Annotated in this window: 19 protein-coding genes; 6 read left to right on the top strand and 13 right to left on the bottom strand. The window is 68.4% G+C overall.

The window, feature by feature from the left end; all coding sequences use genetic code 11:
* Positions 1-14: 14 nt before the first annotated feature.
* The 4 genes from urtD to urtA form a co-directional block, all read right to left on the bottom strand.
* Entirely contained in the window at positions 15-806 is a 792-nt protein-coding gene (gene urtD / locus HBB12_RS02280) for an urea ABC transporter ATP-binding protein UrtD (RefSeq protein ID WP_236987874.1), read from the bottom strand.
* Positions 803-1,939: an urea ABC transporter permease subunit UrtC gene (gene urtC / locus HBB12_RS02275; protein WP_236987873.1), complete on the bottom strand. Its 1,137-nt coding sequence runs from the start codon at positions 1,937-1,939 to the stop codon at positions 803-805. Before urtC ends, urtD begins: the two co-directional genes overlap by 4 nt.
* A gap of 2 nt (positions 1,940-1,941) precedes the next feature.
* The gene (gene urtB / locus HBB12_RS02270) at positions 1,942-3,531 is read right to left on the bottom strand and encodes an urea ABC transporter permease subunit UrtB (RefSeq protein WP_236987872.1); all 1,590 of its coding nucleotides are present in this window, start codon (positions 3,529-3,531) and stop codon (positions 1,942-1,944) included.
* Between the two features lie 348 nt (positions 3,532-3,879).
* Positions 3,880-5,172 (bottom strand): urea ABC transporter substrate-binding protein, encoded by a 1,293-nt coding sequence (gene urtA / locus HBB12_RS02265; protein ID WP_236987871.1) that lies wholly within the window; start codon positions 5,170-5,172, stop codon positions 3,880-3,882.
* A gap of 271 nt (positions 5,173-5,443) precedes the next feature.
* On the opposite strand from urtA, the gene HBB12_RS02260 reads away from it, so the two are divergent.
* Complete coding sequence (locus HBB12_RS02260) at positions 5,444-7,108, top strand: alpha-amylase family protein (RefSeq protein ID WP_236987870.1); 1,665 nt, start codon at positions 5,444-5,446, stop codon at positions 7,106-7,108.
* Positions 7,109-7,269: 161 nt separating this feature from the next.
* Here the strand turns inward: HBB12_RS02260 and HBB12_RS02255 are convergent, their stop codons facing one another.
* The gene (locus HBB12_RS02255; protein ID WP_236987869.1) at positions 7,270-7,527 is read right to left on the bottom strand and encodes a helix-turn-helix domain-containing protein; all 258 of its coding nucleotides are present in this window, start codon (positions 7,525-7,527) and stop codon (positions 7,270-7,272) included.
* 546 nt (positions 7,528-8,073) lie between these two features.
* Here HBB12_RS02255 and HBB12_RS02250 point away from each other — a divergent pair.
* Positions 8,074-9,003, top strand: coding sequence for a DMT family transporter (locus HBB12_RS02250; protein WP_236987868.1), 930 nt, complete (start codon positions 8,074-8,076; stop codon positions 9,001-9,003).
* Between the two features lie 19 nt (positions 9,004-9,022).
* Here HBB12_RS02250 and ycaC read toward each other — a convergent pair whose 3' ends face one another.
* The 7 genes from ycaC to HBB12_RS02215 form a co-directional block, all read right to left on the bottom strand.
* Positions 9,023-9,655, bottom strand: coding sequence for an isochorismate family cysteine hydrolase YcaC (gene ycaC / locus HBB12_RS02245; RefSeq protein ID WP_236987867.1), 633 nt, complete (start codon positions 9,653-9,655; stop codon positions 9,023-9,025).
* 508 nt (positions 9,656-10,163) lie between these two features.
* On the bottom strand, positions 10,164-11,000 hold the full coding sequence (locus tag HBB12_RS02240; RefSeq protein ID WP_236987866.1) for an ABC transporter ATP-binding protein: 837 nt from the start codon (positions 10,998-11,000) through the stop codon (positions 10,164-10,166).
* A gap of 234 nt (positions 11,001-11,234) precedes the next feature.
* On the bottom strand, positions 11,235-12,506 hold the full coding sequence (locus tag HBB12_RS02235; RefSeq protein ID WP_236987865.1) for an ABC transporter substrate-binding protein: 1,272 nt from the start codon (positions 12,504-12,506) through the stop codon (positions 11,235-11,237).
* Positions 12,507-12,765: 259 nt separating this feature from the next.
* Positions 12,766-13,839 carry a branched-chain amino acid ABC transporter permease gene (locus HBB12_RS02230; protein ID WP_236987864.1) on the bottom strand — a complete coding sequence of 358 codons (1,074 nt, stop codon included), beginning with the start codon at positions 13,837-13,839 and terminating at the stop codon, positions 12,766-12,768.
* Positions 13,839-14,732, bottom strand: coding sequence for a branched-chain amino acid ABC transporter permease (locus tag HBB12_RS02225; protein WP_048429761.1), 894 nt, complete (start codon positions 14,730-14,732; stop codon positions 13,839-13,841). Before HBB12_RS02225 ends, HBB12_RS02230 begins: the two co-directional genes overlap by 1 nt.
* Before the next feature lie 13 nt (positions 14,733-14,745).
* Complete coding sequence (locus HBB12_RS02220; RefSeq protein WP_236987863.1) at positions 14,746-16,680, bottom strand: AMP-binding protein; 1,935 nt, start codon at positions 16,678-16,680, stop codon at positions 14,746-14,748.
* Positions 16,677-17,486 (bottom strand): ABC transporter ATP-binding protein, encoded by an 810-nt coding sequence (locus HBB12_RS02215; RefSeq protein ID WP_048429763.1) that lies wholly within the window; start codon positions 17,484-17,486, stop codon positions 16,677-16,679. Before HBB12_RS02215 ends, HBB12_RS02220 begins: the two co-directional genes overlap by 4 nt.
* A 192-nt stretch (positions 17,487-17,678) precedes the next feature.
* On the opposite strand from HBB12_RS02215, the gene HBB12_RS02210 reads away from it, so the two are divergent.
* Both HBB12_RS02210 and HBB12_RS02205 read left to right on the top strand, forming a co-directional pair.
* Positions 17,679-18,368, top strand: a complete 690-nt coding sequence (locus HBB12_RS02210; RefSeq protein WP_236987862.1) for a TetR/AcrR family transcriptional regulator — start codon at positions 17,679-17,681, stop codon at positions 18,366-18,368.
* A gap of 338 nt (positions 18,369-18,706) precedes the next feature.
* The gene (locus tag HBB12_RS02205) at positions 18,707-20,383 is read left to right on the top strand and encodes a methyl-accepting chemotaxis protein (protein WP_236987861.1); all 1,677 of its coding nucleotides are present in this window, start codon (positions 18,707-18,709) and stop codon (positions 20,381-20,383) included.
* A 48-nt stretch (positions 20,384-20,431) separates the two neighbouring features.
* Here the strand turns inward: HBB12_RS02205 and HBB12_RS02200 are convergent, their stop codons facing one another.
* The gene (locus tag HBB12_RS02200) at positions 20,432-21,622 is read right to left on the bottom strand and encodes a phenylacetate--CoA ligase family protein (protein WP_236987860.1); all 1,191 of its coding nucleotides are present in this window, start codon (positions 21,620-21,622) and stop codon (positions 20,432-20,434) included.
* 143 nt (positions 21,623-21,765) lie between these two features.
* Between HBB12_RS02200 and HBB12_RS02195 the strand changes: the two genes are divergently transcribed.
* Positions 21,766-22,056, top strand: coding sequence for a type II toxin-antitoxin system RelE/ParE family toxin (locus tag HBB12_RS02195; RefSeq protein WP_236992633.1), 291 nt, complete (start codon positions 21,766-21,768; stop codon positions 22,054-22,056).
* Positions 22,057-22,329: a helix-turn-helix domain-containing transcriptional regulator gene (locus HBB12_RS02190; RefSeq protein WP_236987859.1), complete on the top strand. Its 273-nt coding sequence runs from the start codon at positions 22,057-22,059 to the stop codon at positions 22,327-22,329.
* Positions 22,330-22,471: the final 142 nt, after the last annotated feature.

Raw genomic sequence — 22,471 nt, 5'->3', positions numbered from 1 at the left:
ACTGAAAAAGATCCTCAGCGGCCGAGATAGACCTCGACCACCCGCGGGTCGGCCGAGACGGAATCGATCGAGCCTTCGGCGAGCACCGCGCCCTCGTGCAGGCAGGTGACGCGGCATTGCAGCGCCCGCACGAAATGCATGTCGTGCTCGACCACGATGACCGCGTGGTCTTTCGCGATGCGGCGCAGGAGCGTCGCGGTCGCCTCGGTCTCGGCATCGGTCATGCCGGCCACCGGCTCGTCGACGAGGAGGAGCTTGGGGTCCTGGGCGAGCAGCATGCCGATCTCCAGCCACTGCTTCTGGCCGTGCGAGAGGTCGGCCGCCGGCCGGGCCCGGTGGGCGGTGAGCCCCACCGTCTCCAGGATGGCGTCGATCTGCGCCCGCTCGACCCGGTTGCGCCAGCCGAACAAGGAGGCGGTCGCGGCGCGGGGTCCTTTCAGCGCCAGCAGGACGTTGTCGGCGACCGACTGGCTCTCGAACACCGTCGGCTTCTGGAACTTGCGGCCGATGCCGAGTTCGGCGATGGCCGCCTCGTCCATCCGGGTCAGGTCGTGGACGCCGTCATAGATCACCTGGCCGGTATCGGGCCGGGTCTTGCCGGTGATGCAGTCCATCATCGTGGTCTTGCCGGCGCCGTTCGGACCGATGATCGCCCGCATCTCGCCGGGCATCAGGGTCAGGGACAGGCCGCGCAGGGCCCGGTAGCCGTCGAACGTGACCTTGATGTCGTCGACGTAGAGCAGGGCCTGGGTGAGGCGCTTCTCGTGAACCGGGTCGGAGGGGGGAAGGGCGATCGCCGCGCTCATGATCCGCGGCCCTCCTCGGCCAGGGCGGGGGGAATGTCCGTGCTCACCTTGGCCCGCCGCGCCCCGAGGCGCTCGGCGAGGGTGCCGAGGATGCCCTTGGGCAGGTACAGGGTGACGACGACGAAGAGGGCGCCGAGGGCGAACAGCCAGGCATCCGGCATGGCGCCGGTGAGCAGCGTCTTGGCGTAGTTGACCAGGACCGCGCCGAGGGCCGCGCCGACGAGGGTGCCGCGGCCGCCCACCGCGACCCAGATCACCGCCTCGATCGAGTTGGCGGGGGCGAATTCGGACGGGTTGATGATGCCGACCTGCGGCACGTAGAGGGCGCCGGCCACCCCCGCCATCATGGCGGAGACGGTGAAGGCGAGCACCTTGTAATGCGCCGTGCGGTAGCCGAGGAACCGGGTGCGGGACTCGGCGTCCCGGATCGCCACCAGCACCTTGCCGAAGGCCGAGGTCGTCATGAAGCGGGCGACGAGGTAGGCGAGCGCCAGTGCCACGGCGGTGAGGACGAACAGGACGACGCGGGTGCCCTGCGCCTGGACGTTGAAGCCCAGAATGTCCTTGAAGTCGGTCAGCCCGTTGTTGCCCCCCAGGCCCATGTCGTTGCGGAAGAAGGCGAGCATCAGCGCGAAGGTCATCGCCTGGGTGATGATCGACAGGTAGACGCCGGTCACACGCGAGCGGAAGGCGAGCCAGCCGAACACGAAGGCGAGGAGGCCCGGCACCAGCAGCACCATCACGGCGGCGAAGGGAAACCAATCGAAGCCGTGCCAGTACCAGGGCAGGGACTTGTAGTTCAGGAAGACCATGAAGTCGGGCAGGATCGGGTTGCCATAGACGCCGCGCGGGCCGATCTGGCGCATCAGGTACATGCCCATCGCGTAGCCGCCGAGCGCGAAGAACGCGCCGTGGCCGAGCGAGAGGATGCCGCAATAGCCCCAGACGAGATCGAGGCTGAGGGCCAGGATCGCGTAGGCGAGGTACTTGCCCATCAGCGAGACGGCGTAGGTCGGGACGTGCAGGGCGGAGCCCGGCGCGGTGAGGAGGTTGAGGGCCGGCACCACGAGGCAGGCCGCCGTCAGGATGGCGAGGAAGATCCAGCCGGGCTTGTCGATGCGGGAGAGCAGCATGGTCAGGCCTCCACCGCCCGGCCCTTGAGCGCGAACAGGCCGCGCGGCCGCTTCTGGATGAACAGGATGATGAAGACGAGGAGCAGGATCTTGCCGAGCACCGCGCCGGCATAGGGCTCGAGGAACTTGTTGGCGACGCCGAGCGTGAGCGCGGCCACCAGCGTGCCCCACAGGTTGCCGACGCCGCCGAAGACCACGACCAGGAACGAATCGATGATGTAGCCCTGGCCGAGATTCGGCGAGACGTTGTCGATCTGCGAGAGTGCCACGCCGGCCACGCCCGCGATGCCGGAGCCGAGGCCGAACGTGAAGGCGTCGATCCAGGGCGTGCGGATGCCCATCGCGGCGGCCATGCGGCGGTTCTGGGTGACGGCGCGGGTCTTCAGGCCGAACGAGGTCGCCTTCAGGATCAGGTTGAGGGCGACGAACACGGCCATCGCGAAGACCACGATCCACAGCCGGCCCCAGGTGATCGAGAGGCCGAACAGGTCGAAGGCGCCCGACATGTAGGAGGGTGCGCCGACCTCGCGGTTGGTCGGGCCGAAGACCGAGCGCACCGCCTGCTGCAGGATCAGGCTGATGCCCCAGGTGGCGAGCAGGGTCTCGAGCGGCCGGCCGTAGAGGTGGCGGATGACGGTCCGCTCGATCAGGATGCCGACGGCGCCGGCGGCCAGGAAGGCGAGCGGGATCGCGATCGGCAGCGACCAGTCGAACAGGCCAGGGGCCTTCTGGCGGATCAGCTCCTGCACCAGGTAGGTGGTGTAGGCGCCGAGCATCACCATCTCGCCGTGCGCCATGTTGATGATGCCCATCACCCCGAAGGTGATGGCAAGGCCGATGGCCGCGAGCAGCAGCACCGAGCCCAGCGACACGCCGTACCAGGCGTTCTGGACGTTCGCCATCAGCGCCTGGCGGGTCTCGATGCTGGACACGCCGCGGGCGGCGGCGTCGCGCACGCTCTGGGCGGGATCGGTCGCGAGGCCGCGCAGGATGCCGAGCGCCTCCGAATCACCGCGGGCCTGGATGGTGTCGACGGCGGCGAGCCGGTCGATCTCGGGCGCGCCGGACTTCGCCAGGAGCGCGGCGGCGCGGGCCTCCTGCAGGCTGCGCTTCACGCCCGCGTCGGATTCGCGGGCGAGCGCCGCATCGAGGGCCGGGAGCGCGGCGGCGTCGCGGGCCTTGAACACCGCATCGGCGGCGTTGCGGCGGGTGGCGGCGTCGGGGGCGAGCAGGTTCAGGGTACCGAGCGCCGCATCGATCACGCGCCGCACCCGGTTGTTGACGCGGACGGGCTTGAAGCCGTCGGGACTCACCGCGGCGCCGGTGCGGGCATCGGCGAGGGCCGCGCCGTCCTTGATGGCGAGTGCCTTGTCGTCCGGGCGATAGAGCAGGCGGCTGTCGGCCAGCGCCCGCAGCACCGGCCCGGCCTTCGGATCGCCGCTGGTGGCGAGGCCCGCGACGCCGGCATCAATGTCGGAATAGCTGTCGCTGGCGAGCCGGGAATAGGCGGCGTCGGCCCCGGTCTGCGCCGCGGCCGCGAAGGCCCAGGCGGCGCACCAGGCAGCGAGGAGAAGGACGAGGCAGCGGCGCATGCAGGGGGGTCCAAAATGATGTGGCGTATTCCCACTCCCGTGCGGGCCAACGCAGAGACACATCTCGCCTGAGAGCTTCTACCCTTCAAAGTCACGCGCCTCCCCTCCCCCCTGTGGGGAGGGGTAAGGGGGATCGAAGATCCCGCGTGGGGGTGGTGCCGCGTAGAGCTGAGGGGTGCCATCTGCACTACCCCCACCCCTAGCCCCTCCCCACAGGGGGGAGGGGAAGAGCGCGCACTTACACCGGCGTGGGCTTAATGGGCGAAGTGTGTGTCCGCTGGCCCGTCCCGGGGGAGGAGTCCCGCGTTAGATGGGCGAGCGCCTGGGCGCTCGCCGATGGTCATGCGCTCACGCGCCGCCGCACTTCTTCGTCTGGGTGTTGTAGTTGCCGCACTTGAGCTTCACCCAATCGGCCTCGAGGTCCTTCGAGCCCTCGAGCTGCTTCGACCAGGCCTCACCGGGGATGAGGTCCTTGGTCTTCCACACCACGTCGAACTGGCCGGAGGCCTCGATCTCGCCGATGAAGACGGGCTTGGTGATGTGGTGGTTCGGCAGCATCTTGGCGGTGCCGCCGGTGAGGTTCGCCTGCTCGATGCCGGGCAGCGCGTCGATCACCTTGTCGGGATCGGTGCTGCCGGCCTTCTCGACCGCCTTCACCCACATGTTGAAGCCGATGTAGCTCGCCTCCATCGGGTCGTTGGTGACGGCCTTGGGGTTCTTCTTGAACGCCTGCCACTGCTTGATGAACGCCTCGTTCTCCGGCGTCTTGATCGACTCGAAGTAGTTCCACGCGGCGAGGTGGCCGACGAGCGGCTTGGCGTCGATGCCGGCCAATTCCTCCTCGCCGACCGAGAAGGCCATCACCGGGATGTCGGTGGCCTTGATGCCCTGGTTGCCGAGCTCCTTGTAGAACGGCACGTTGGCGTCGCCGTTGACGGTCGAGACCACCGCGGTCTTCTTGCCGGCGGAGCCGAACGCCTTGATCTTCGACACCTCCGTCTGCCAGTCCGAGAAGCCGAACGGGGTGTAGTTGATCATGATGTCCTCGTCCTTCACCCCCTTGGACTTGAGGTAGGCTTCGAGGATCTTGTTGGTGGTGCGCGGGTAGACGTAGTCCGTCCCCTCCAGCACCCAGCGCTTGGTGCCGCCGCCATCCTCCGACATCAGGTAGTCGACCGCCGGGATCGCCTGCTGGTTCGGCGCCGCACCGGTATAGAACACGTTGCGCTCGCTCTCCTCGCCCTCGTACTGGACGGGGTAGAACAGGATGTTGTTGAGTTCCTTGAACACCGGCAGCACGGACTTGCGCGACACGCTGGTCCAGCAGCCGAACACCGCCGAGACCTTGTCCTTGGCGATCAGCTCGCGGGCCTTCTCGGCGAAGAGCGGCCAGTTCGAGGCCGGATCGACCACCACCGCCTCGAGCTTCTTGCCGAGCACGCCGCCCTTCTTGTTCTGCTCGTCGATGAGCATCAGCATGGCGTCTTTGAGCGTTGTCTCGGAGATCGCCATCGTGCCCGAGAGCGAGTGCAGGATGCCGACCTTGATGGTCTCCTGCGCCGAGGCGGCCGTGCTCGCCAGCGTGCCGAGTGCCACGCCGCCCGCAACCGCAGCGCGCGAGAGCCAACCCTTCCACGTCATCGTCATCGTCTCCCTGGGCCGATGCGGCCGGGCAGCGATCCGCAAAGCTCGTGCCAAGGAATTTTTTGAAAAGGTTCCCGTGCTCCCGGGCTCATTTTGTGGGCAAGCGCCGGATTTCGGGGCCGTCTGCCCACGTTTCGCCACCGCGGATGCCCGTCGCGGCGCCATTCTGCCTAAGCCGGCGCCAAGTCGACGCCAAGGCTACGCTCGGGCTGCGCCTGCCCTAGTTGTCCAGTCGAGCCACAATCGACGAGGCGTGAGGAGAACCGCGGTGATCGAGGACCTCTGGTACAAGAACGCGGTGATCTACTGCCTCTCGGTCGGCTCCTTCATGGATGCCAACGGCGACGGCATCGGCGATTTCGAGGGACTGGAACGGCGCCTCGATTATCTGCTCGGCCTCGGGGTGACGGCGATCTGGCTGCACCCGTTCCAGCCCTCGCCGGGGCGCGACCACGGCTACGACGTGGCCGATTATTACGGCGTCGATCCGCGCTACGGCACGCTCGGCGATTTCGTCGCCTTCACCCACGCCGCCAAGCAGCGCGGCATGCGGGTGCTGATCGACCTCGTGGTCAACCACACCTCCGACCAGCATCCGTGGTTCAAGGCCGCCCGCTCCGACCCGAATGCCCGCACCCGCGACTGGTACGTCTGGTCGAAGACCAAACCGGCGAACGCCCACGAGGGCATGGTCTTCCCCGGCGTGCAGAAGAGCACCTGGAGCTACGACAAGGAGGCCAAGGCCTGGTACTTCCACCGCTTCTACGACTTCCAGCCCGATCTCAACACCGCCAATCCCCACGTCCAGGCCGAGATCCTGAAGATCATGGGGTTCTGGATCCAGCTCGGCGTGTCGGGCTTCCGGATGGATGCGGTGCCGTTCGTGATCGCCGAGAAGGGGCCGGAGGTCTCGGGCGAGCCGCGCGAGCAGTTCGAGTTGCTGCGGCTGTTTCGCGAGTTCCTGCAATGGCGCCAGGGCGACGCGATCATCCTGGCGGAGGCCAACGTGCTGCCGCGCCAGGACCTCGATTATTTCGGCGACGACGCCGACCGCATGCACATGATGTTCAACTTCCAGGTCAACCAGGCCTTGTTCTACGCGCTCGCCTCGGCGGACGCGCGCCCGCTGGTGAAGGCGCTGCAGAAGACCTGGAACCGGCCGCCCTCGGCGCAATGGGCGGTCTTCCTGCGCAACCACGACGAGCTCGACCTCGGGCGGCTCACCGAGAAGCAGCGCCAGACCGTCTTCCAGGAATTCGGCCCCGACCCGGACATGCAGCTCTACGGCCGCGGCATCCGCCGACGGCTGGCACCGATGCTCGGCGGCGACCGGCGGCGGATCGAACTGGCCTACAGCCTGATGTTCACCCTGCCGGGCACCCCGGTGCTGCGCTACGGCGACGAGATCGGCATGGGCGACGACCTCTCGCTGCCGGAGCGCGATTGCGCCCGCACGCCGATGCAATGGTCGGACGAGCCGCAGGGCGGCTTCACCTTGAGCGATCACCCGGAATCGCCGCCGATCCACGAGGGCGCTTACGCCTTCACCCACGTCAACGCGGCGGCGCAGCGCTGCGCGCCGGAATCGCTCCTCAACTGGATGGAGCGGGTCATCCGGATGCGCAAGGAGGTGCCGGAGATCGGTTGGGGCGATTTCACCGCCCTCGAGACCGGCGACCCGAGCATCCTGGCGCTGCGCTACGACTGGCGCAACAACGCGGTCCTGTGCCTGCACAACCTCGCGGCCGAGCCGAAGGAGATCACCTTCGCCACCGGCCTCGACGGCGACGGCCGCAACCTGATCGACCTGCTGACCGGCCAGCGCAGCCTGGCCAATGACGACGGCTGCCACTGCGTGCTCATGGAGGGCTACGGGTATCGGTGGTTCCGGGTCGGGGGGCTGGATTACCTGTTGCGGCGGACGGAGATCTAAGCCGTCGCTGCACTCGCCAATTTTGCCACCCTCCGCGTCATTCCGGGGCCGCGAAAGCGGAGCCGGAATGACGCGGAGGGTTCGGGGACGGATAGTGGGCCATCAGGCCCCGAGTCTTTGCAGGCTGCGGGCCTTTGCATGAGCAAGGCGGAGACCGCCCCTCAAACCACCTCCGCCGGCGCCGTCAGCATCCCGGCCTCCTCCGGCGAGAACTCCCCCTCCGGCCAGTCGGACCAGACGACGTCGCGGTAGATCGGCAGGCAGACGCCGATCCTCCTGTATTCGGCGATCCGGTTGCGCACCGTGCGGACCGAGATGCCGAGCATCTTGGCGGCGTGGGTGCGGTTGCCGCGGCAACGGATGAGCGTCTCGATGACGAGCTTGCGCTCGGCCTCCGCGAGGGTGGTCGCTGGCGCCATGCTGTGTTCCTCCTGGTTCGAGGGCCCCCGGGTATATTTGTTCTTGCGACCCGTAAAAGCTGCGCAATCGCGGTTAATAAGTCGTTAACGGTACTATCGGGCCGATATGCGCCCTTCTGTGCTTGCTCCCCCGAAGGCAGAACGGCAAACAATACGATCCATCGTCGATCGATGAGATCCGGTCCTCGACAGGAGGAAGGCCGGCCCGTTCCGGCATTCGCCAGCGGCCGGGCGCGCCCGGCGAGGTCTGCCGGGCCGGCGGCGCAAGACGTGTCGTGACGAGGCGCACCGATATCGCGTCCGGGCCGTCGCTCGGTCCGGGCGGGGGCTGCCGGCAGGATCGTCCGGGGGCTGCAGGACCGCAGCGGCACCGAATACGAGGCCCCGTCACCTCGGTCAGGTCGCCCGCGGATCTTGATCGAGACGGCGCCCTGCCCTCGCCCGGCGCCGCTCCGGGCCGGTGGCGCCGATTGCCGCGCAAGGAACGGGATGCCGATGGGTGCGCCCTCGCGCCAGAGTGCGGCCTCCCCCACCGGAGAGCCCGCGATGCAGCCTGCCGCCAACCGCCCCATGGCCCCGTCGGAATGGGGTCTGCTCCTCGGCCTGTCGGTGCTGTGGGGCGGCTCGTTCTTCTTCGTCGGGGTCGCCTTGCGGGCGCTGCCGCCGCTCACCCTGGTGAGCCTGCGCGTCGGCCTCGCGGCCGTGATCCTCGCCCTGGTGCTGCGGGTGCGGGGCTTGCCCATGCCGCGGGGCGCCCCGGTCTGGCTCGCCTTCCTGGGGGCGGCCTTCCTCAACAACGCGGTGCCGTTCTGCCTCATCGCCTGGGGGCAGACCCACATCGCGTCCGGTCTCGCGGCGATCCTCAACGCCACCACGCCGCTCTTCGGCGTCCTGGTGGCCCATGGGCTCACCGACGACGAGCGATTGACGGGGAACCGCCTCGCCGGCGTGCTGGCCGGGCTTACGGGCGTCGCCGTGATGGTCGGGCCGTCGGTCCTCACCGGGCTCGGGGGCGAGGCGCTGGCCCAGGGCGCGGTGCTGCTTGCCGCCCTCTCCTACGCCTTCGCCGGGATCTACGGCCGGCGGTTCAAGCGCATGGGTATCCCGCCGCTCTCGGCCGCCGCCGGGCAGGTCACCGCCGCGACCGTGCTGCTCCTGCCGATGGCGCTGGCGGTCGACCGGCCCTGGACCCTGGCGCCGCCGCCCCCGACCGCCGTGGCCGCGGTGCTCGGCCTCGCGGCACTCTCGACGGCACTCGCCTACGTGATCTTCTTCCGCCTGCTGGCGAGCGCCGGGGCGACCAACCTGATGCTCGTCACCTTCCTCATCCCGGTTTCGGCGCTCGTCCTCGGCGCCCTGGTGCTCGGCGAGCCGGTCGTGCCGCGCCAGCTCCTCGGCATGGCGCTGATCGGGGCCGGGCTGGTGGCGATCGACGGGCGGTTGCTGCGGCGCAAGAGGCCCGCAGCAGCCGAGTAGCCGCCGCGGGCGGGGGTGTTCAGGCGCCGTGCTTACCCTGCATCGCGGCGTAGCTCGTCATCAGGTTGCGGTAATCCGGGATGTGGTCGCCGAGCAGCGTCGCCAGACCTTCGACATCCCGGCGCCAGTCGCGATGCAGCTCGCAGGCGACCGCGAACCAGTTGACCAGTTGCACGCCGGCCGCCGACATCCGGTTCCAGGCCCCGTCGCGCACCACCGGGTTAAAGGTGCCCGACGCGTCCGTGACGGCGAAGACCTCGTAGCCCTCCGCGATCGCCGACAGGGCGACGAAGGCGACGCAGACCTCGGTGACGACGCCGGCGATGACGAGCTGCTTGCGCCCCGTCGCCTTCACGGCGGCGACGAAATCGGGGTTGTCCCAGGCGTTGATCTGCCCGGGCCGGGCGATGAAGGGCGCGTCCGGGAACTTGGCCTTCAGCTCGGGCATGATCGGCCCGTTCGGCCCGTCCTCGAAGCTGGTGGTGAGGATGGTCGGCAGCTTGAAGTAGGCAGCAAGGTCGGCGACCGCCAGCACGTTGTTCTTGAAACGATCGGGATCGAAGTCGCGCACCAGCGACATCAGGCCGGCCTGGTGATCGACCAGAAGGACGACGGCCCGGTCGAGGTCGAGGCGATTGTAGGGCTTCGTCATCGTCGTCTCCATCGTGGCGGCCGGTGCGGCGCGGTGTCGATGGGGGGAGTATGTCCGGGAGGTTTCTGACTGAACAGAGAACCGATGGAAACCGATCGTTTCCGGGAGCGCGACTATGGATCTGGATGGCGGAATCCGGCCGGATCTGACGACGCTCGCCGTCAGGCCGTCTCCTGCGATGGGCGCATCCGTCCGTCGCACTGGGAGCGGGAGGGGCTTTCGATCCATGCCGTCATCATGACGGAGGGAGCCGAGAACGTCCTGATCGGTCTTGCTGTTGGGGGATGGCGCCCCCAAGGCACCTCGCTTCGAGCCGGTCCCGTCAGCCAACCGCGATCGTCCCGTCCGCAACCTCATCCTGAGGTGCCACGTAGCGGCCTCGAAGGAGGGTTCCAGGAACAGCTGAGAGTTCTGGAGCCCTCCTTCGAGGTCAGTCGATCTGCGACCGTGTGCGATCTCCGATCGCCGCCACCTCAGATGAGGTCGCGGGCAGGACGGATAAAGAGCCTCAAATCCACCGCTTGCGCCGCTTGAAGCTCTTCAGGTTCCGAAAACTCTTGCGCTGATCGCCGGCGCCGCCGAGATAGAATTCCTTGACGTCCTCGTTGGTGCGCAGTTCCTCGACGGTGCCGTCGAGGACCACCTTGCCCTGCTCCATGATGTAGCCGCGATCCGCGACCGACAGGGCGGCGCGGGCATTCTGCTCGACGAGCAGGATGGTGACGCCGAGATCCTGGTTGATCTGGCGGATGATGGAAAACACCTCCTTCACCAGCAGCGGCGAGAGGCCCATCGACGGCTCGTCCATCAGGATCAGGCGGGGCCGGGCCATCAGGGCGCGGCCGATCGCCAGCATCTGCTGCTCGCCGCCCGAGAGGTAGCCGGCTGCTCCCGTGCGCTCCTTCAGGCGCGGGAAGTAGGTCAGCACCCGCTCGAGGTCCTGGCCGATCTCGCGGTCGCGGCGCGAGAAGGCGCCGAGGCGAAGGTTTTCCATCGGCGTCATGTCGGCGACGATGCGGCGGCCCTCCATCACCTGGAAGATGCCGCGGCGCACGATCCTGTCGGGCTCGATGCCGTCGATGCGGGCGCCGTCGAACACGATCTCGCCGCGGGTAACCTCGCCGTCCTCCGAGCGCAGGAGCCCCGAGATGGCCTTCAGCGTGGTGGATTTGCCGGCGCCGTTGGCGCCGAGCAAAGCCGTGATCGAGCCTGCCGGCACGTCGAGGCTGAGGCCCCGCAGGACCAGGATCACGTCGTCATAGACCACCTCGACGTTGCGCAGGGAGAGGAGCGGGGCCTGCGCGGCGTCGGGAATCGGGCGCTCCAGGGTCGTGACCTGCGACATCGGATGGCTTTCAGTCAGCGAGATGCGACGTCGAACCCTCCCCCCTCTGCGGGGGAGGGTGGCGAGTGGATGCGAGCCGGGAGAGGGGCAGCGCGACGCTATTCCAGGGAGCGCCCTTCAGAACAGGTCCGCTTTATCCGGAAGCGTCGCCCCCTCTCCCGCCCCGCATCCGCGGGGCACCCTCCCCCGCAGAGGGGGGAGGGTTACGGGCGGGTCATCTGTCGAGGACGGCCCTCACCAGCCCTGCCACTCGCTCTTGCGCGGCAGCGTCACGGTTTTGACCGGCTCAAGCTTGATCGTGCCGGCCTTCATCAGGTCCGGCAGCGCCCCGTCGGTGGGACCCGAGACCTTGGCGCGGTAGATGTGCACCTCCATCATCCCGCGATGGTCGGTGGGCGACCAGGTCGAGGGAACGCAGACGCCCTCCATGCCGGCCGGCACCCAGTCCTTCTTCTGGTAGAAGCCCTTGCGGACGTTGGGGCCGGCGAGCCCGCCATTGTCCTTGGCCCAGGCCAGCGCCTCGGTCATGTAGAGGGCGGCGCAGATGCCGGTATAGTAATGAACCGGCCGGTAGGCGGTGCCGGCGGCGTCCGAGACCTTCGAGATCTCGGCCGCCATCGCCATGCCGGGCGCGGTGCTGCCGCTTACCGCCGCGGTGCGGACCGGGAAGACGACGCCGTTCGCCGCCTCGCCGGCCGCCTTGGCGGCGTTCTCGTCCATGCCCCAGACGTTGCCCATGAACTGGATGTCGGTGCCGACCGACTTGCAGGACTTCAAGAGCGAGATGTTCGAGCCGCCGGTATTGCCGAGATAGGCGTAGTTCGCGCCCGCGTTCTTGGCGGTGAGGCATTGCGCCGTGTAGTCGCCGGGTGCCAGCGCGAAGACGATCGCCGGCAGCACCTCGAAGCCGAGGTCCTTCGCCATCGCCTCGCCGGCTTCCTTGGGCGAGTTCGGGTAGGGGTGGTTGCCGCCCATATGGACGTATTTCGGCTTGCCGGTCTTGCCCTTGGCCTTCCAGTCGTCGGCGGCCCACATCAGCATGGCGCGAAGCGCATCCGAGTAGGACGGGCCGTAGAAGAAGTTGTAGGGCGCGGCCTTGGCCTTGCCGCTGGCGCCGGTCGGGTCGCTGACCTGGGCGGCGTAGGAGCCGGAGATGTACGGGATCTCGTCCTTGGTGACGAAGGCCGACAGCGCCTCGGTGTCGGCGGTGCCCCAGCCCTGGATCGCCGCGACCTTGTCGCGCCCGCCGGTCCACTTCTTGTAGAGCGCGACGGCACGCGGCACCTGGTAGCCGTAATCGACCATCTCGACGTTCATCTTCTCGCCCTTGATGCCGCCCTTGCGGTTCACGTAGGCGAGGGCATCGGCCACCCCTTGGGCGTAGGGAACGCCGACATCCGAGGTGGCGCCGCTCTGGTCGGCGAGATGGCCGATCGGAATCTCGGCGGCGAGGGCGGGCACGGCCAGGGCGAGGACAGTAGCCGAGGCGAGGGACAGGCGAAGCATGGGTCTGGTTTCCTCCGGTGGATGGGCTGGTTCGCCAGCCTCGTCGGTGAATTCAGAAATCGCGGGACGGGTTTGACCACCTTATCCCACCCACAACCTCATCCTGAGGTGCGAGCGAAGCGAGCCTCGAAGGAGGGCTCCAGAAGTCTCGGAGCTTGCTGGAGCCCTCCTTCGAGGCCGCTATGCGGCACCTCAGGATGAGGTCGCGGGTGGGATAAGAGGGATGCTCACGGCGCTGGCGCCCCGGGTCAAGACAGGTCTAGTGCGAGAACGGGTAGAGCTTCCAGTACGCCTTGATCTGGCGCCAGCGATGGGCGAGCCCGTCGGGCTCGAACATCAGGAAGAGCACGATCACCAGACCGATCGCCATCTCGCGCAGGAAGGACAGGTTGTCCTTGAGCGACAAGGCCCGGTCGAGGGCGGAGCCGCGGACCGCGTCGGTGATCCAGCCCATGGCCTCCGGCACCAGCACCATGAAGGCGGTGCCCATCAGCGTGCCCATGATCGAGCCGAGGCCCCCGATGATGATCATGCCGAGGAACTGGATCGAGAGCAGGATGCCGAACCCCTCGACCGAGACGAATTGCAGGTAATGCGCGTAGAGCGCGCCGCCGATGCCGGCGAAGAAGGCCGAGAGACCGAAGGACAGGGTGCGGTAGCGGGTGAGGTTGATCCCCATCATCTCCGCCGAGAGGTAGTGGTCGCGCACCGCCACCAGCGCCCGGCCGTCGCGGGAGCGCATCAGGTTGGTGGCGAGCACGAAGGTCAGCACCAGATAGGCCAGCACCACGTAGAAGTAGCGGTGGTCGGTGTCGAAACTGAACCCGAAGATCGAGAAGGCGTCCGCCGCCGTGCCGGCCACGCCCCCGGTGAACCAGTTCGCCCGGGCGAAGAAATCCTGGAGGATGTATTGCGCGGCGAGCGTCGCGATGGCGAGGTAGAGCCCTTTGAGTCGGGCCGCCGGCAGGCCGAAGATCAACCCGACCGCGGTGGTCATGACGCCGGCGAGCGGGATCGCGAAGAAGACGGGAATCCCGTAATTGTTCGACAGCCAGGCCGAGGCGAAGGCGCCGAATCCGAAGAAGGCGGCGTGCCCGATCGAGATCTGCCCGGTGAAGCCGACCAGGATGTTGAGGCCCAGAGCCGCAACCGCGAAGTAGCCGATCTGGATCAGGAGGCTCAGCCAGTAGCGGTCGAGCACCAGGGGCGCGCAGCAGAGCAAGGCCAGCCCCGCCCAGACCGCGTAGCGGCTGCCGGCGGTCGGGAAGATGGTGGTGTCGGCGGCGTACGTGGTGCGGTAGTCGCCGGCGGGGATCAGGCTCTGGGTCGCCATCAGACGCGCTCGATGTCGCGGGTGCCGAACAGGCCGTAGGGCTTGATCATCAGGATCACCACCAGGACGTAGAAGGGAACGATCTCGTAGAGGTTGCCCCAGTGCAGGTACTGGCCGTCGACATATTGCGCGACGTTCTCCAGCACCCCGATGACGAGGCCGCCGATGACCGCGCCGACGACCGAGTCGAGCCCGCCGAGGATGACGGCCGGAAACACCTTGATGCCGTAGAGCGACAGGGCCGACGAGACGCCGTTGACGATGCCGACCACGATGCCGGCGACCGACGACACCACCGCCGAGATCGCCCAGGCCATCGCGAAGACGTTGCGGACCGAGATGCCGAGGGATTGGGCCACCTGCTGGTTGAAGGCGGTGGCCCGCATGGCGAGCCCGTGCTTCGAATACTGGAAGAACCAGGCGAAGCCCGCCATCATGGCGACGGAGATGCCGAGGCTCATGAGATAGACGGTCTGGATCTCGAGCCCGAGGAACGACACCGACTGGGTCTGGAAGATCGGCGGGAAGGGCTGGGCGAAGACGCCGAACAGCCACTTGCACAGGGCCTGGAAGAAGATCGACAGGCCGATCGTCACCATGATGACCGAGATGATCGGCTCGCCGATCAGCGGCCGCAGCACCACCACTTGGAGCGCGATGCCGAAGACCAGCATGAACGCGAAGGTGATGCCCATGCCGACGAGGAATGGCAGCTGGTAGGTGGTGAGCAGCCACCAGCACACCCAGGCGCCGATCAGCAGGAACTCGCCTTGCGCGAAGTTCACGACCTGGCTCGCCTTGTAGATCAGGACGAAGCTCATCGCGACCACCCCGTAGAGGGCGCCGACGATCAGCCCGTTGACGACGAGCTGGAGCAGGAGGTGGGTGTTCATGGCCTCAAGGCCCCTATTCGGCGGCGGCGAGGGTGGCGGGGGCCGCCGTGAGGTCGATCACCGGCAGGGTGGTGCGGATGCGTTGCGTCGTGCCGTCCTGGAACCGGATCACCGTATCGACCCGGTAGCTCGGCGCCCCGGCATAGATCGTGTCGATCAGGTCTCCGTACTTCTCGTTGATGACGCCGCGGCGGACCTTGCGGGTGCGGGTCAATTCGCCGTCATCGGCATCGAGCTCCTTGTAGAGGAGCACGAACTTGGCGACGCGCTGCACGTCGGTGAGGCCCTGGTTGACCTTCTCGACCTCACGGCGGATCAGCTCGATCACCGCCGGCTTCGAGGCGAGGTCGGAATAGGTGGTGAAGGCGATGCGGTTCTTCTCGGCCCACTTCGCCACCACGGCGTAGCGGATGCAGACGAGAGCCGCCAGATACTCGCGCCCGGCGCCGAGGATCACCGCTTCGGCCACGTAGGGCGAGAACTTCAGCTTGTTCTCGATGTATTGCGGCGAGAAGCGCTCGCCGTGGATGTTGACGGCGAGGTCCTTGATCCGGTCGATGACGACCAGTTCGCCCTTCTTGTCGACGTAGCCGGCATCCCCGGTATGCATCCAGCCGTCGCGCACGTCGCTCGGGGTGTCGGGGCCGGCCTTGTAGTAGCCGTGGAACATGTTGGCGTGGCGCGCCAGCACCTCGCCGATGCCGTTGCGGTCGGGATCCAGCACCCGGATCTCGATGCTGTCGTCGAACGGCACGCCGACCGTGTCGAAATCGACCGTCTTCCCCCGGTGCAGGGTGTAGGCGCCGAGCGTCTCGGTCTGGCCGTAGAGCTGGCGCAACGGCACGCCCATGGCGCGGAAGAACCGGAACGTGTCGGGGCCGAGCGCCGCGCCGCCGGTCGCGGCGGAGGTCAGCCGCGTGAAGCCGAGGCGATCGCGAAGGGCTCGGAACAGCAGGGCCTCGGCGGCACCCGAGCGCGTGCCCTTGTCGAGGGCAGAGAGGCCCATCCTCATGCCGCGCTCGTAGAGGGCGCGCTTGAAAGGGGACGCGTCCATCATCCGGGCGCGCACGTCGGCGGCGACCGCCTCCCAGACGCGGGGGGCGAACAGCACGAAGGTCGGGGCGATCTCCCGGAAGTCGTGCATGAGCGTGTCGGCATCCTCGACGAAGTTGACCTTCATGCGAGAGAGGAGCGCCTGACCCAGCGCATAGACCTGCTCCATGATCCAGGGCAGCGGCAGCACCGAGACGTAATCGTCCTGCGGCCCCTTCGGGTCGGCGGCGAGGTAGCGGGCGCAGTGGCGCAGGACCCGGCCACCGCTCAGCATGGCGAGCTTCGGCCGCGCCGTGGTGCCCGACGTGGTGCAGAGGATCGCCACCGCCTCGGCGTCGGTCGCATCGACCATCCGGTCGTAGAGGCCGGGATCGGCGTCGTGCAGGGCCTCGCCCCTCGCGGCGAGCGCATCGGCCGAGATCAGCCGCGGATCGTCGTATTTGCGCATCCCGCGGGGATCGCAGAACACGATGTGGCGCAGGCTCGGCACCTGATCGGCGAGGTTCAGGAGCTTGTCGACCTGCTCCTCGTCCTCGGCGATCACCGCCTTCACCTCGGCGAAGGCCAGGAGATACTGGACCTCGTCCTCGAGCGCGTCGCGGTAGAGGCCGAGCGACAGGGCGCCGAGCGCGTGGGCGGCGATCTCGCCGGCCACCCAATCGGGCCGGTTGTCGCCGATGAGCCCGACCACGTCGCCGCCATCGATCCCGAGATCGGACAGGCCGAGCGCGAAGGCGCGGGTGCGGGCGTGGTACTCGCCCCACGTCGTCGGGCGCCACAGCCCGAAGATCTTTTCGCGCAAAGCCACCTCGCCCGGATGCGCGGCGGCGTTGCGGCGCAGGAGCTTGGGGAAGGTGTCGGCCTCACGGGCGATGGCAGAGAAATCGGTCGTCACGACGCGGCCCTCGCGGGTTCGAGGGTTGCGGGCTCCTCGTCGTCCTCGCCGAGATAGGCTTTTCGCACGTGCGGATCGGCCAGAACGGCCTCCGGTCGCCCGAGGGCGATGCGGCGGCCGAAATCGAGCACCATCACCCGGTGCGAGATATCCATGACCACGCCCATGTCGTGCTCGATCATCACGACCGTCATGCCGAACTCCTCGTTGAGATCGACGATGTAGCGGGCCATGTCCTCCTTCTCCTCGAGGTTCATGCCGGCCATCGGCTCGTCGAGGAGGATCAGCTTGGGCTCGAGCGCCATGGCGCGGGCCAGTTCCACCCGCTTGCGCAAGCCGTAGGACAGGGTGCCGGCGGGCGCCTTGCGGTAGGCCTGGAGATCGAGGAAATCGATGATCTCCTCCACCCGGCGGCGATGCGCCAGTTCCTCGCTCCGCACCCCCGGCAGCCAGTAGAGCGAGCCGGTGACGAAGTTGTTGCGCATCAGGTGGTGGCGCCCGACCAGGATGTTGTCGAGCACGGTCATGTGGTGGAACAGCGCGAGGTTCTGGAAGGTCCGGCCGATGCCGAGCTTCGGGCGCTGGTTCGGCGTCGCCTTGGTGATGTCGCGGCCGTCGAGCAAGATCTGGCCCTCAGACGGCTTGTAGCGGCCCGAGATGCAGTTGATCATCGAGGTCTTGCCGGCGCCGTTGGGGCCGATGATCGAGAACAGCTCGCCCTTCTCGACCGCGAAGCTGACATCCGTCAGCGCCTTCACGCCGCCGAAGCGCAACGAGATCTGGCGAACCGCGAGGGTTTCCGCCACGCCTGATCCTCCCTGGGATGGCGGCCGCGCTCGTGTCCGGCGCCGCTCTGCCTGTGGCGGATGCCCGGTATGCGTCCCGGTCATCCGCCTTGAAAATACGTTCGACTGTTTTTTTCCGAGCGTCAAGTGCTACACTGGCGCGACGAAAGTCGTGGGGCGGCAGGCCCCGTGAGGGTGGGGTTAGGGGCCAGCATGGCGCGTATCGCAGGCTCGTCGGGACCGCGGACCGAAGAATCCATCCGGCGGGCGGGGCTCAGGCTCATCGCCACCCACGGCTACGCCGCGATGAGCCTGCGCCAGCTCGCGGCCGAGGTCGGCATCCAGCAGGGCTCGCTCTACAACTACTTTCGCAACAAGCAGGAATTCCTGTTCGACCTGATCCGCGGCCACATGCTCGACCTGCACGCGGCCCTCGACGCGGCTTTGCTGGCGGAGGGCAGCGCGGAACAGCGGCTGACCCGGTTCACCACGTTCCACGTCGCCTACCACGTCGAGCGGCCGCAGGAGGTGTTCATCTGCTACTCGGAGTTGCGCAGCCTCGAGCCGGACAACCTCGCCGCCGTGGTGGCGATGCGGCGCGACTACGAGCGCAAGCTCGGCGACATCCTCGATGACGGCTGCGCCACCGGCGAGTTCCGCCTGGCCGATACCCGGATGGCGACGCTCGCCATCCTGGCGATGCTGTCGGGCATCTGCACCTGGTACAAGCCGGGCGGGCGTCTCTCGACGGACGGATTGCAGGAGATCTTCACCGGGATGGTGCTGGCGCTCGCCAGAGGCGAGACGCAGGCGCTCGCCAGAGGCGAGACGCAGGCGCTCGCCCGCGATGAGGTCGCCGTGCCGCCGCGGCGGCGCGGGGCGCTCCGGGCGGGGATCGGGTAGGCGCGGGGATCGGCGACCGACCGTACGGATGATCTCTCGCCGTCGATCGCCAGTCTTCGGCTGGCGATGCCCCCTCGTCATGCTTGCGGGTCCCGTGCGTCCGCTGCCGCAACGGCATGGTCGACGCATTTGCGCTCGCGCCCTGCTTGTTTCACGTTCGATTCCGCCATGATTTCACGTTGTTTTTCGTCTTCTGCCATGACGATTTTTTTAGCGGCGTGCCAAAAACATCATCCGCCGGAATGCTTGTTACACGAACAGCATATACCGCCCATTCACGCTTTCCCGGCTATTTCGACGGGTAGTCCGGCGAGACCCGGAACCGGAGCGGCCTTTCGATGTTCGTGCTCACCCTCCCCCGCAAGTTCGCGCTCCTGATCGCGCTCGCAGGCTTGAGCCTGATCGCCCTGGGGGGGATCGCGCTCACCTACCAGTACGACGCGATGATGGCGCAGCGCATCGATCGGCTGTCGGTCATGACCGAGGCGGCGGCCAACATCGTCGAGCGCTACCGGCAGAAGGTGGACAAGGGCGAGATGGCCGAGGCGGCGGCCCGCGAGGCGGCGCTCGCCGATATCGCGGCGATGCGGCACGGGCGCGACAACTACGTCTACGTCAACGATGCCGCCGGAACGGTGGTCGCCCATCCCTCCGCGAAGGTGGTCGGCCGCAACCTGATGGGCATGGCCGATCCCACCGGCTTCCGCTTCGTCGCCGACGTCATGCCCCGCGCCAAGCGCGACGGCGTGGCGACGTTCCGCTACGTCTGGGCGCAGGAGGGGCAGGCGGCGCCCGTGCCGAAGATCGGCCTCTTCCGCTACTACGCGCCGTGGGACATCTATATCGGCGTCAGCGAGTATGTCAGCGACCTGCGGGCGATGATCGTCGAGCAGGTCGAGCGTCTCGCCGTCGCCGGCTTCCTCATCATGCTGGTCCTCGGCGGCGCCTCGCTGCTGATCGTCCGCTCGGTGGTGCGGCCGATGGCGCGCCTGCGCGCCACGATGGGCACCCTCGCCGAGGGACGCACCGACCTCGCGGTGCCGGAGGCCGGGCGGCGCGACGAGGTCGGGGCGATGGCCCGTGCCGTCCTCGTCTTCCGCGACAACGCCATCGAGCGCGAGCGCCTGCGCGGCGAGAGCGAGGCCGAGGAGATGCGCCGGATGCGCCGCGCCGCGTCGCTCAACGACCTGATCCAGGGCTTCGAGGCCTCGATCACCGGCGTGGTGGCGGGCGTCGCCGCCGCCTCGGGCGAGTTGCGCGGCACCGCCCAGGCCATGACCGCCACCGCCACCCAGACCGCGTCCCAGTCCACCACCGTGGCGGCGGCCGCCGAGCAGGCCTCCGCCAACGTCGAGACCGTCGCGGTCGCGGCGGAAGAACTCGGCGCCTCGGTCCAGGAGATCGGCCGCCAGGTCGACGGCTCGGCGCAGCTCGCCAAGGCCGCGGTGGCGGAAGCCGGGCAGACCGCCCGCCAGGTCCAGGCGCTGACCGAAGCCACGGCCCGGATCGGCGACGTGGTCGGGCTGATCTCGTCGATCGCCGCCCAAACCAACCTGCTCGCGCTCAACGCCACGATCGAGGCGGCGCGTGCGGGCGCGGCGGGACGGGGCTTCGCCGTGGTGGCCGCGGAGGTGAAGGAACTGGCCGGCCAGACCGCGAAGGCGACCGAGGAGATCACCAGCCAGATCGCCACGATCCAGGCCTCGACCGGCCAGGCGGCGGGGGCCATCGGCCAGATCACCGCGCGCATCGAGGAGATCTCGACGGTGGCGACCTCGATCGCCGCGGCGGTGGAGGAGCAAGGCGCGGCGACCCAGGAGATCGTGCGCAACGTCGCGCAGGCCGCCGCCGGCACCGGCGAGGTGACGGGCAACATCGCCGGCGTGGCAGGGGCGGCGGAGGAGACCGGCGCCGCGGCGAGCCAGGTGCTGGTCTCGGCCTCCGACTTGTCGCGCCAGTCCGAGCGCCTCTCGGCCGAGGTCGACCGCTTCCTGGCGCAGGTCCGGGCGGCCTGAGGACCGAAGGCCCTGGAACCCGGCCGGCCCGAGGGCCGCCCGGATCGCTCAGCCCACCGGCCGCTCGTCGGCGATGACCTTGCCGTCGTTCGGCAGGCTGCCGGGGGGAACGAGGGCGACCGTGCCGCGCAGCTTCGTCACCGCCCGCAGGGTCTCGGCCACGGCCTCGGCGAGGGCGGCCTCGGTCGTCCCGGCCTCGGCCCGCAGGGTCATGACGTCGGCCTCGTCGGCCCGGGTCACCACCAGGCGCAGGCGGCCGAGCTCGGGATGGCGGCGGGCGATCTCGGCGACCTGCTCGGGGCGCACGAACATGCCCTTCACCTTGGCGGCCTGGTCGGCCCGGCCCATCCAGCCGCGGATGCGGCCGCCGGGCATGGACGCCGTGAGGTCGCCCAGCGCGTAGCGGATCAGCGGCCGGTCGAGGTCGGGCACCGTGACGACGATCTCGCCGACCTCGCCCTCCGGCACCGGATCGCCGGTGCCCGGCCGGACGATCTCGAGGATCAGCCCGGCACCGATCAGGAGGCCCGGCTCTCCCGGCGTCTCGTAGGCGATGAAGCCGACATCGGCGGTGGCGTAGGCTTGGGCTGCGGCGATGCCGCGCGTCCGGAATTCGGCCTGGAGCGAGGGCGGGAAGGCGGCCCCGGAGACCAGCGCCTTCACGAGCGACGACACGTCCCGCCCGGCCTTCTGGCCTGCATCGAGCAGCACCTTGAGGAAGTCCGGCGTGCCGACATAGCCCGCCGGGCGGTAGGCCTCGATCAGGTCGAGCTGCTGCTCGGTATTGCCGGGCCCGGCCGGGATCACCGCGCAGCCCAGCGCCCGGGCGGCGGTATCGAAGATGAAGCCGCCCGGCGTCAGGTGATAGCCGAAGGTGTTGAGCACCACCTCGCCGGCCGTGAACCCCGCGGCGGCGAGCGCCGGGGCCCCGCCCCACGGGTCCTCGCCCGCCCGCTGCGGCTCGAAGATCGGTCCGGGCGAGGTGAAGAGGCGTGGAAACGCCCCGGCCGCCCCCGGCACGAAGCCGCCGAAGGGCAGCGCCTCGCGCTGGCGCGCCGGCATCTCGCCCTTGCGCAGGACCGGCAGGCGGGCGAGCGCCGCCCGGTCGGTCACGGCGGCGGGGTCGAGGCCTGCGAGGTGGGCGGCGTAGGCGGGGGCCTGACGGGCGGCGGCGAGGGCGGCCGGGAGGCGGGCGAACAGGGTGGATTCGGGAGTCTGAGGGGCTTCGTGGCGTGGCATATGCGGCGTACTCCCTGAAGCCCGCGCGTTGGTCGCGCGGTGCGTCACGATTGAAACGAAGGATTCGTGATCACGGTACCGTCGGCGTCGTTGCCCGTCGATCCGAGGCCCGGCAAGCCGAGAGCGGCAACTGTCGCAACGTCATGGCGCGCATACGGCAGCATTCCGAATTCGCGGCGTGGTTCTCAAGGCTGCGCGATGCGACGGCGTTCGCTCAGATCGCGAAAAGAATCGTTCGGCTGGCACTCGGGAATCCGGGCGACGTGGCACCTGTTGGCGATGGCGTGAGCGAAATGCGCATTCATGGCGGCCCCGGGTATGGAGTCTATTTCGTGCGTCGCGGCGAGGAGATGGTCATTCTCCCGTGCGGCGGTGACAAATCCTCTCCGCCGCGCGATATCCGCCGAGCGAAGGCCTTGGCAGCTTCTCTCTGAATGTCGATGGTGACGCCCATGACCGATGTCTTGCTCACCCCCTACGATACGGCGGACTACCTCGATAGCCCAGAACGGATCGCCGCCTATCTCGACGCCGCGCTCGCCGAGGACGATCCAGCCCTGGTCGCCCGCGCGCTCGACGCCGTCGCACGGGCCCGCGGCCTCGCTCGCGGCGAGGTGCAGGCGGGAGCGCCGCAACTGACCGCCGTGATCGATCTGTTGAACCGTCTCGGCCTCAGGATGAGTGTCGCCCCGCTCGAAGTCCCGTGAGAGGGCCGGCACCGCCACGGAGTCACAGGCCTAGGCGGTCGAGATCACGCGGATCCTGCATCAGGTCTGCATGATCATAATCAGTCTAGAGCATTTTCCGACGAAGTGGATACCGGTTCGTCGCAGAAAATGCGGCGAGATC

The organism is Methylobacterium sp. SyP6R, from assembly GCF_019216885.1.
In the GTDB taxonomy this organism is placed as follows: domain Bacteria; phylum Pseudomonadota; class Alphaproteobacteria; order Rhizobiales; family Beijerinckiaceae; genus Methylobacterium.
Note: the sequence above shows the minus strand (reverse complement) of the source record. Positions and strands in the feature narration are given on the sequence as shown.

What these genes read in the sequence shown, in the direction of transcription:
- ycaC (WP_236987867.1), bottom strand. Translation starts at nt 9,655, where the DNA reads ATGACGAAGCCCTACAATCGCCTCGACCTCGACCGGGCCGTCGTCCTT.
- HBB12_RS02200 (WP_236987860.1), bottom strand. Translation starts at nt 21,622, where the DNA reads ATGCCACGCCACGAAGCCCCTCAGACTCCCGAATCCACCCTGTTCGCC.
- HBB12_RS02230 (WP_236987864.1), bottom strand. Translation starts at nt 13,839, where the DNA reads ATGGCGACCCAGAGCCTGATCCCCGCCGGCGACTACCGCACCACGTAC.
- HBB12_RS02255 (WP_236987869.1), bottom strand. Translation starts at nt 7,527, where the DNA reads ATGGCGCCAGCGACCACCCTCGCGGAGGCCGAGCGCAAGCTCGTCATC.
- HBB12_RS02195 (WP_236992633.1), top strand. Translation starts at nt 21,766, where the DNA reads ATGGCGCGCATACGGCAGCATTCCGAATTCGCGGCGTGGTTCTCAAGG.
- HBB12_RS02240 (WP_236987866.1), bottom strand. Translation starts at nt 11,000, where the DNA reads ATGTCGCAGGTCACGACCCTGGAGCGCCCGATTCCCGACGCCGCGCAG.
- HBB12_RS02235 (WP_236987865.1), bottom strand. Translation starts at nt 12,506, where the DNA reads ATGCTTCGCCTGTCCCTCGCCTCGGCTACTGTCCTCGCCCTGGCCGTG.
- urtD (WP_236987874.1), bottom strand. Translation starts at nt 806, where the DNA reads ATGAGCGCGGCGATCGCCCTTCCCCCCTCCGACCCGGTTCACGAGAAG.
- urtA (WP_236987871.1), bottom strand. Translation starts at nt 5,172, where the DNA reads ATGACGTGGAAGGGTTGGCTCTCGCGCGCTGCGGTTGCGGGCGGCGTG.
- urtC (WP_236987873.1), bottom strand. Translation starts at nt 1,939, where the DNA reads ATGCTGCTCTCCCGCATCGACAAGCCCGGCTGGATCTTCCTCGCCATC.
- HBB12_RS02210 (WP_236987862.1), top strand. Translation starts at nt 17,679, where the DNA reads ATGGCGCGTATCGCAGGCTCGTCGGGACCGCGGACCGAAGAATCCATC.
- HBB12_RS02250 (WP_236987868.1), top strand. Translation starts at nt 8,074, where the DNA reads ATGCAGCCTGCCGCCAACCGCCCCATGGCCCCGTCGGAATGGGGTCTG.
- HBB12_RS02190 (WP_236987859.1), top strand. Translation starts at nt 22,057, where the DNA reads ATGTCGATGGTGACGCCCATGACCGATGTCTTGCTCACCCCCTACGAT.
- urtB (WP_236987872.1), bottom strand. Translation starts at nt 3,531, where the DNA reads ATGCGCCGCTGCCTCGTCCTTCTCCTCGCTGCCTGGTGCGCCGCCTGG.
- HBB12_RS02205 (WP_236987861.1), top strand. Translation starts at nt 18,707, where the DNA reads ATGTTCGTGCTCACCCTCCCCCGCAAGTTCGCGCTCCTGATCGCGCTC.
- HBB12_RS02225 (WP_048429761.1), bottom strand. Translation starts at nt 14,732, where the DNA reads ATGAACACCCACCTCCTGCTCCAGCTCGTCGTCAACGGGCTGATCGTC.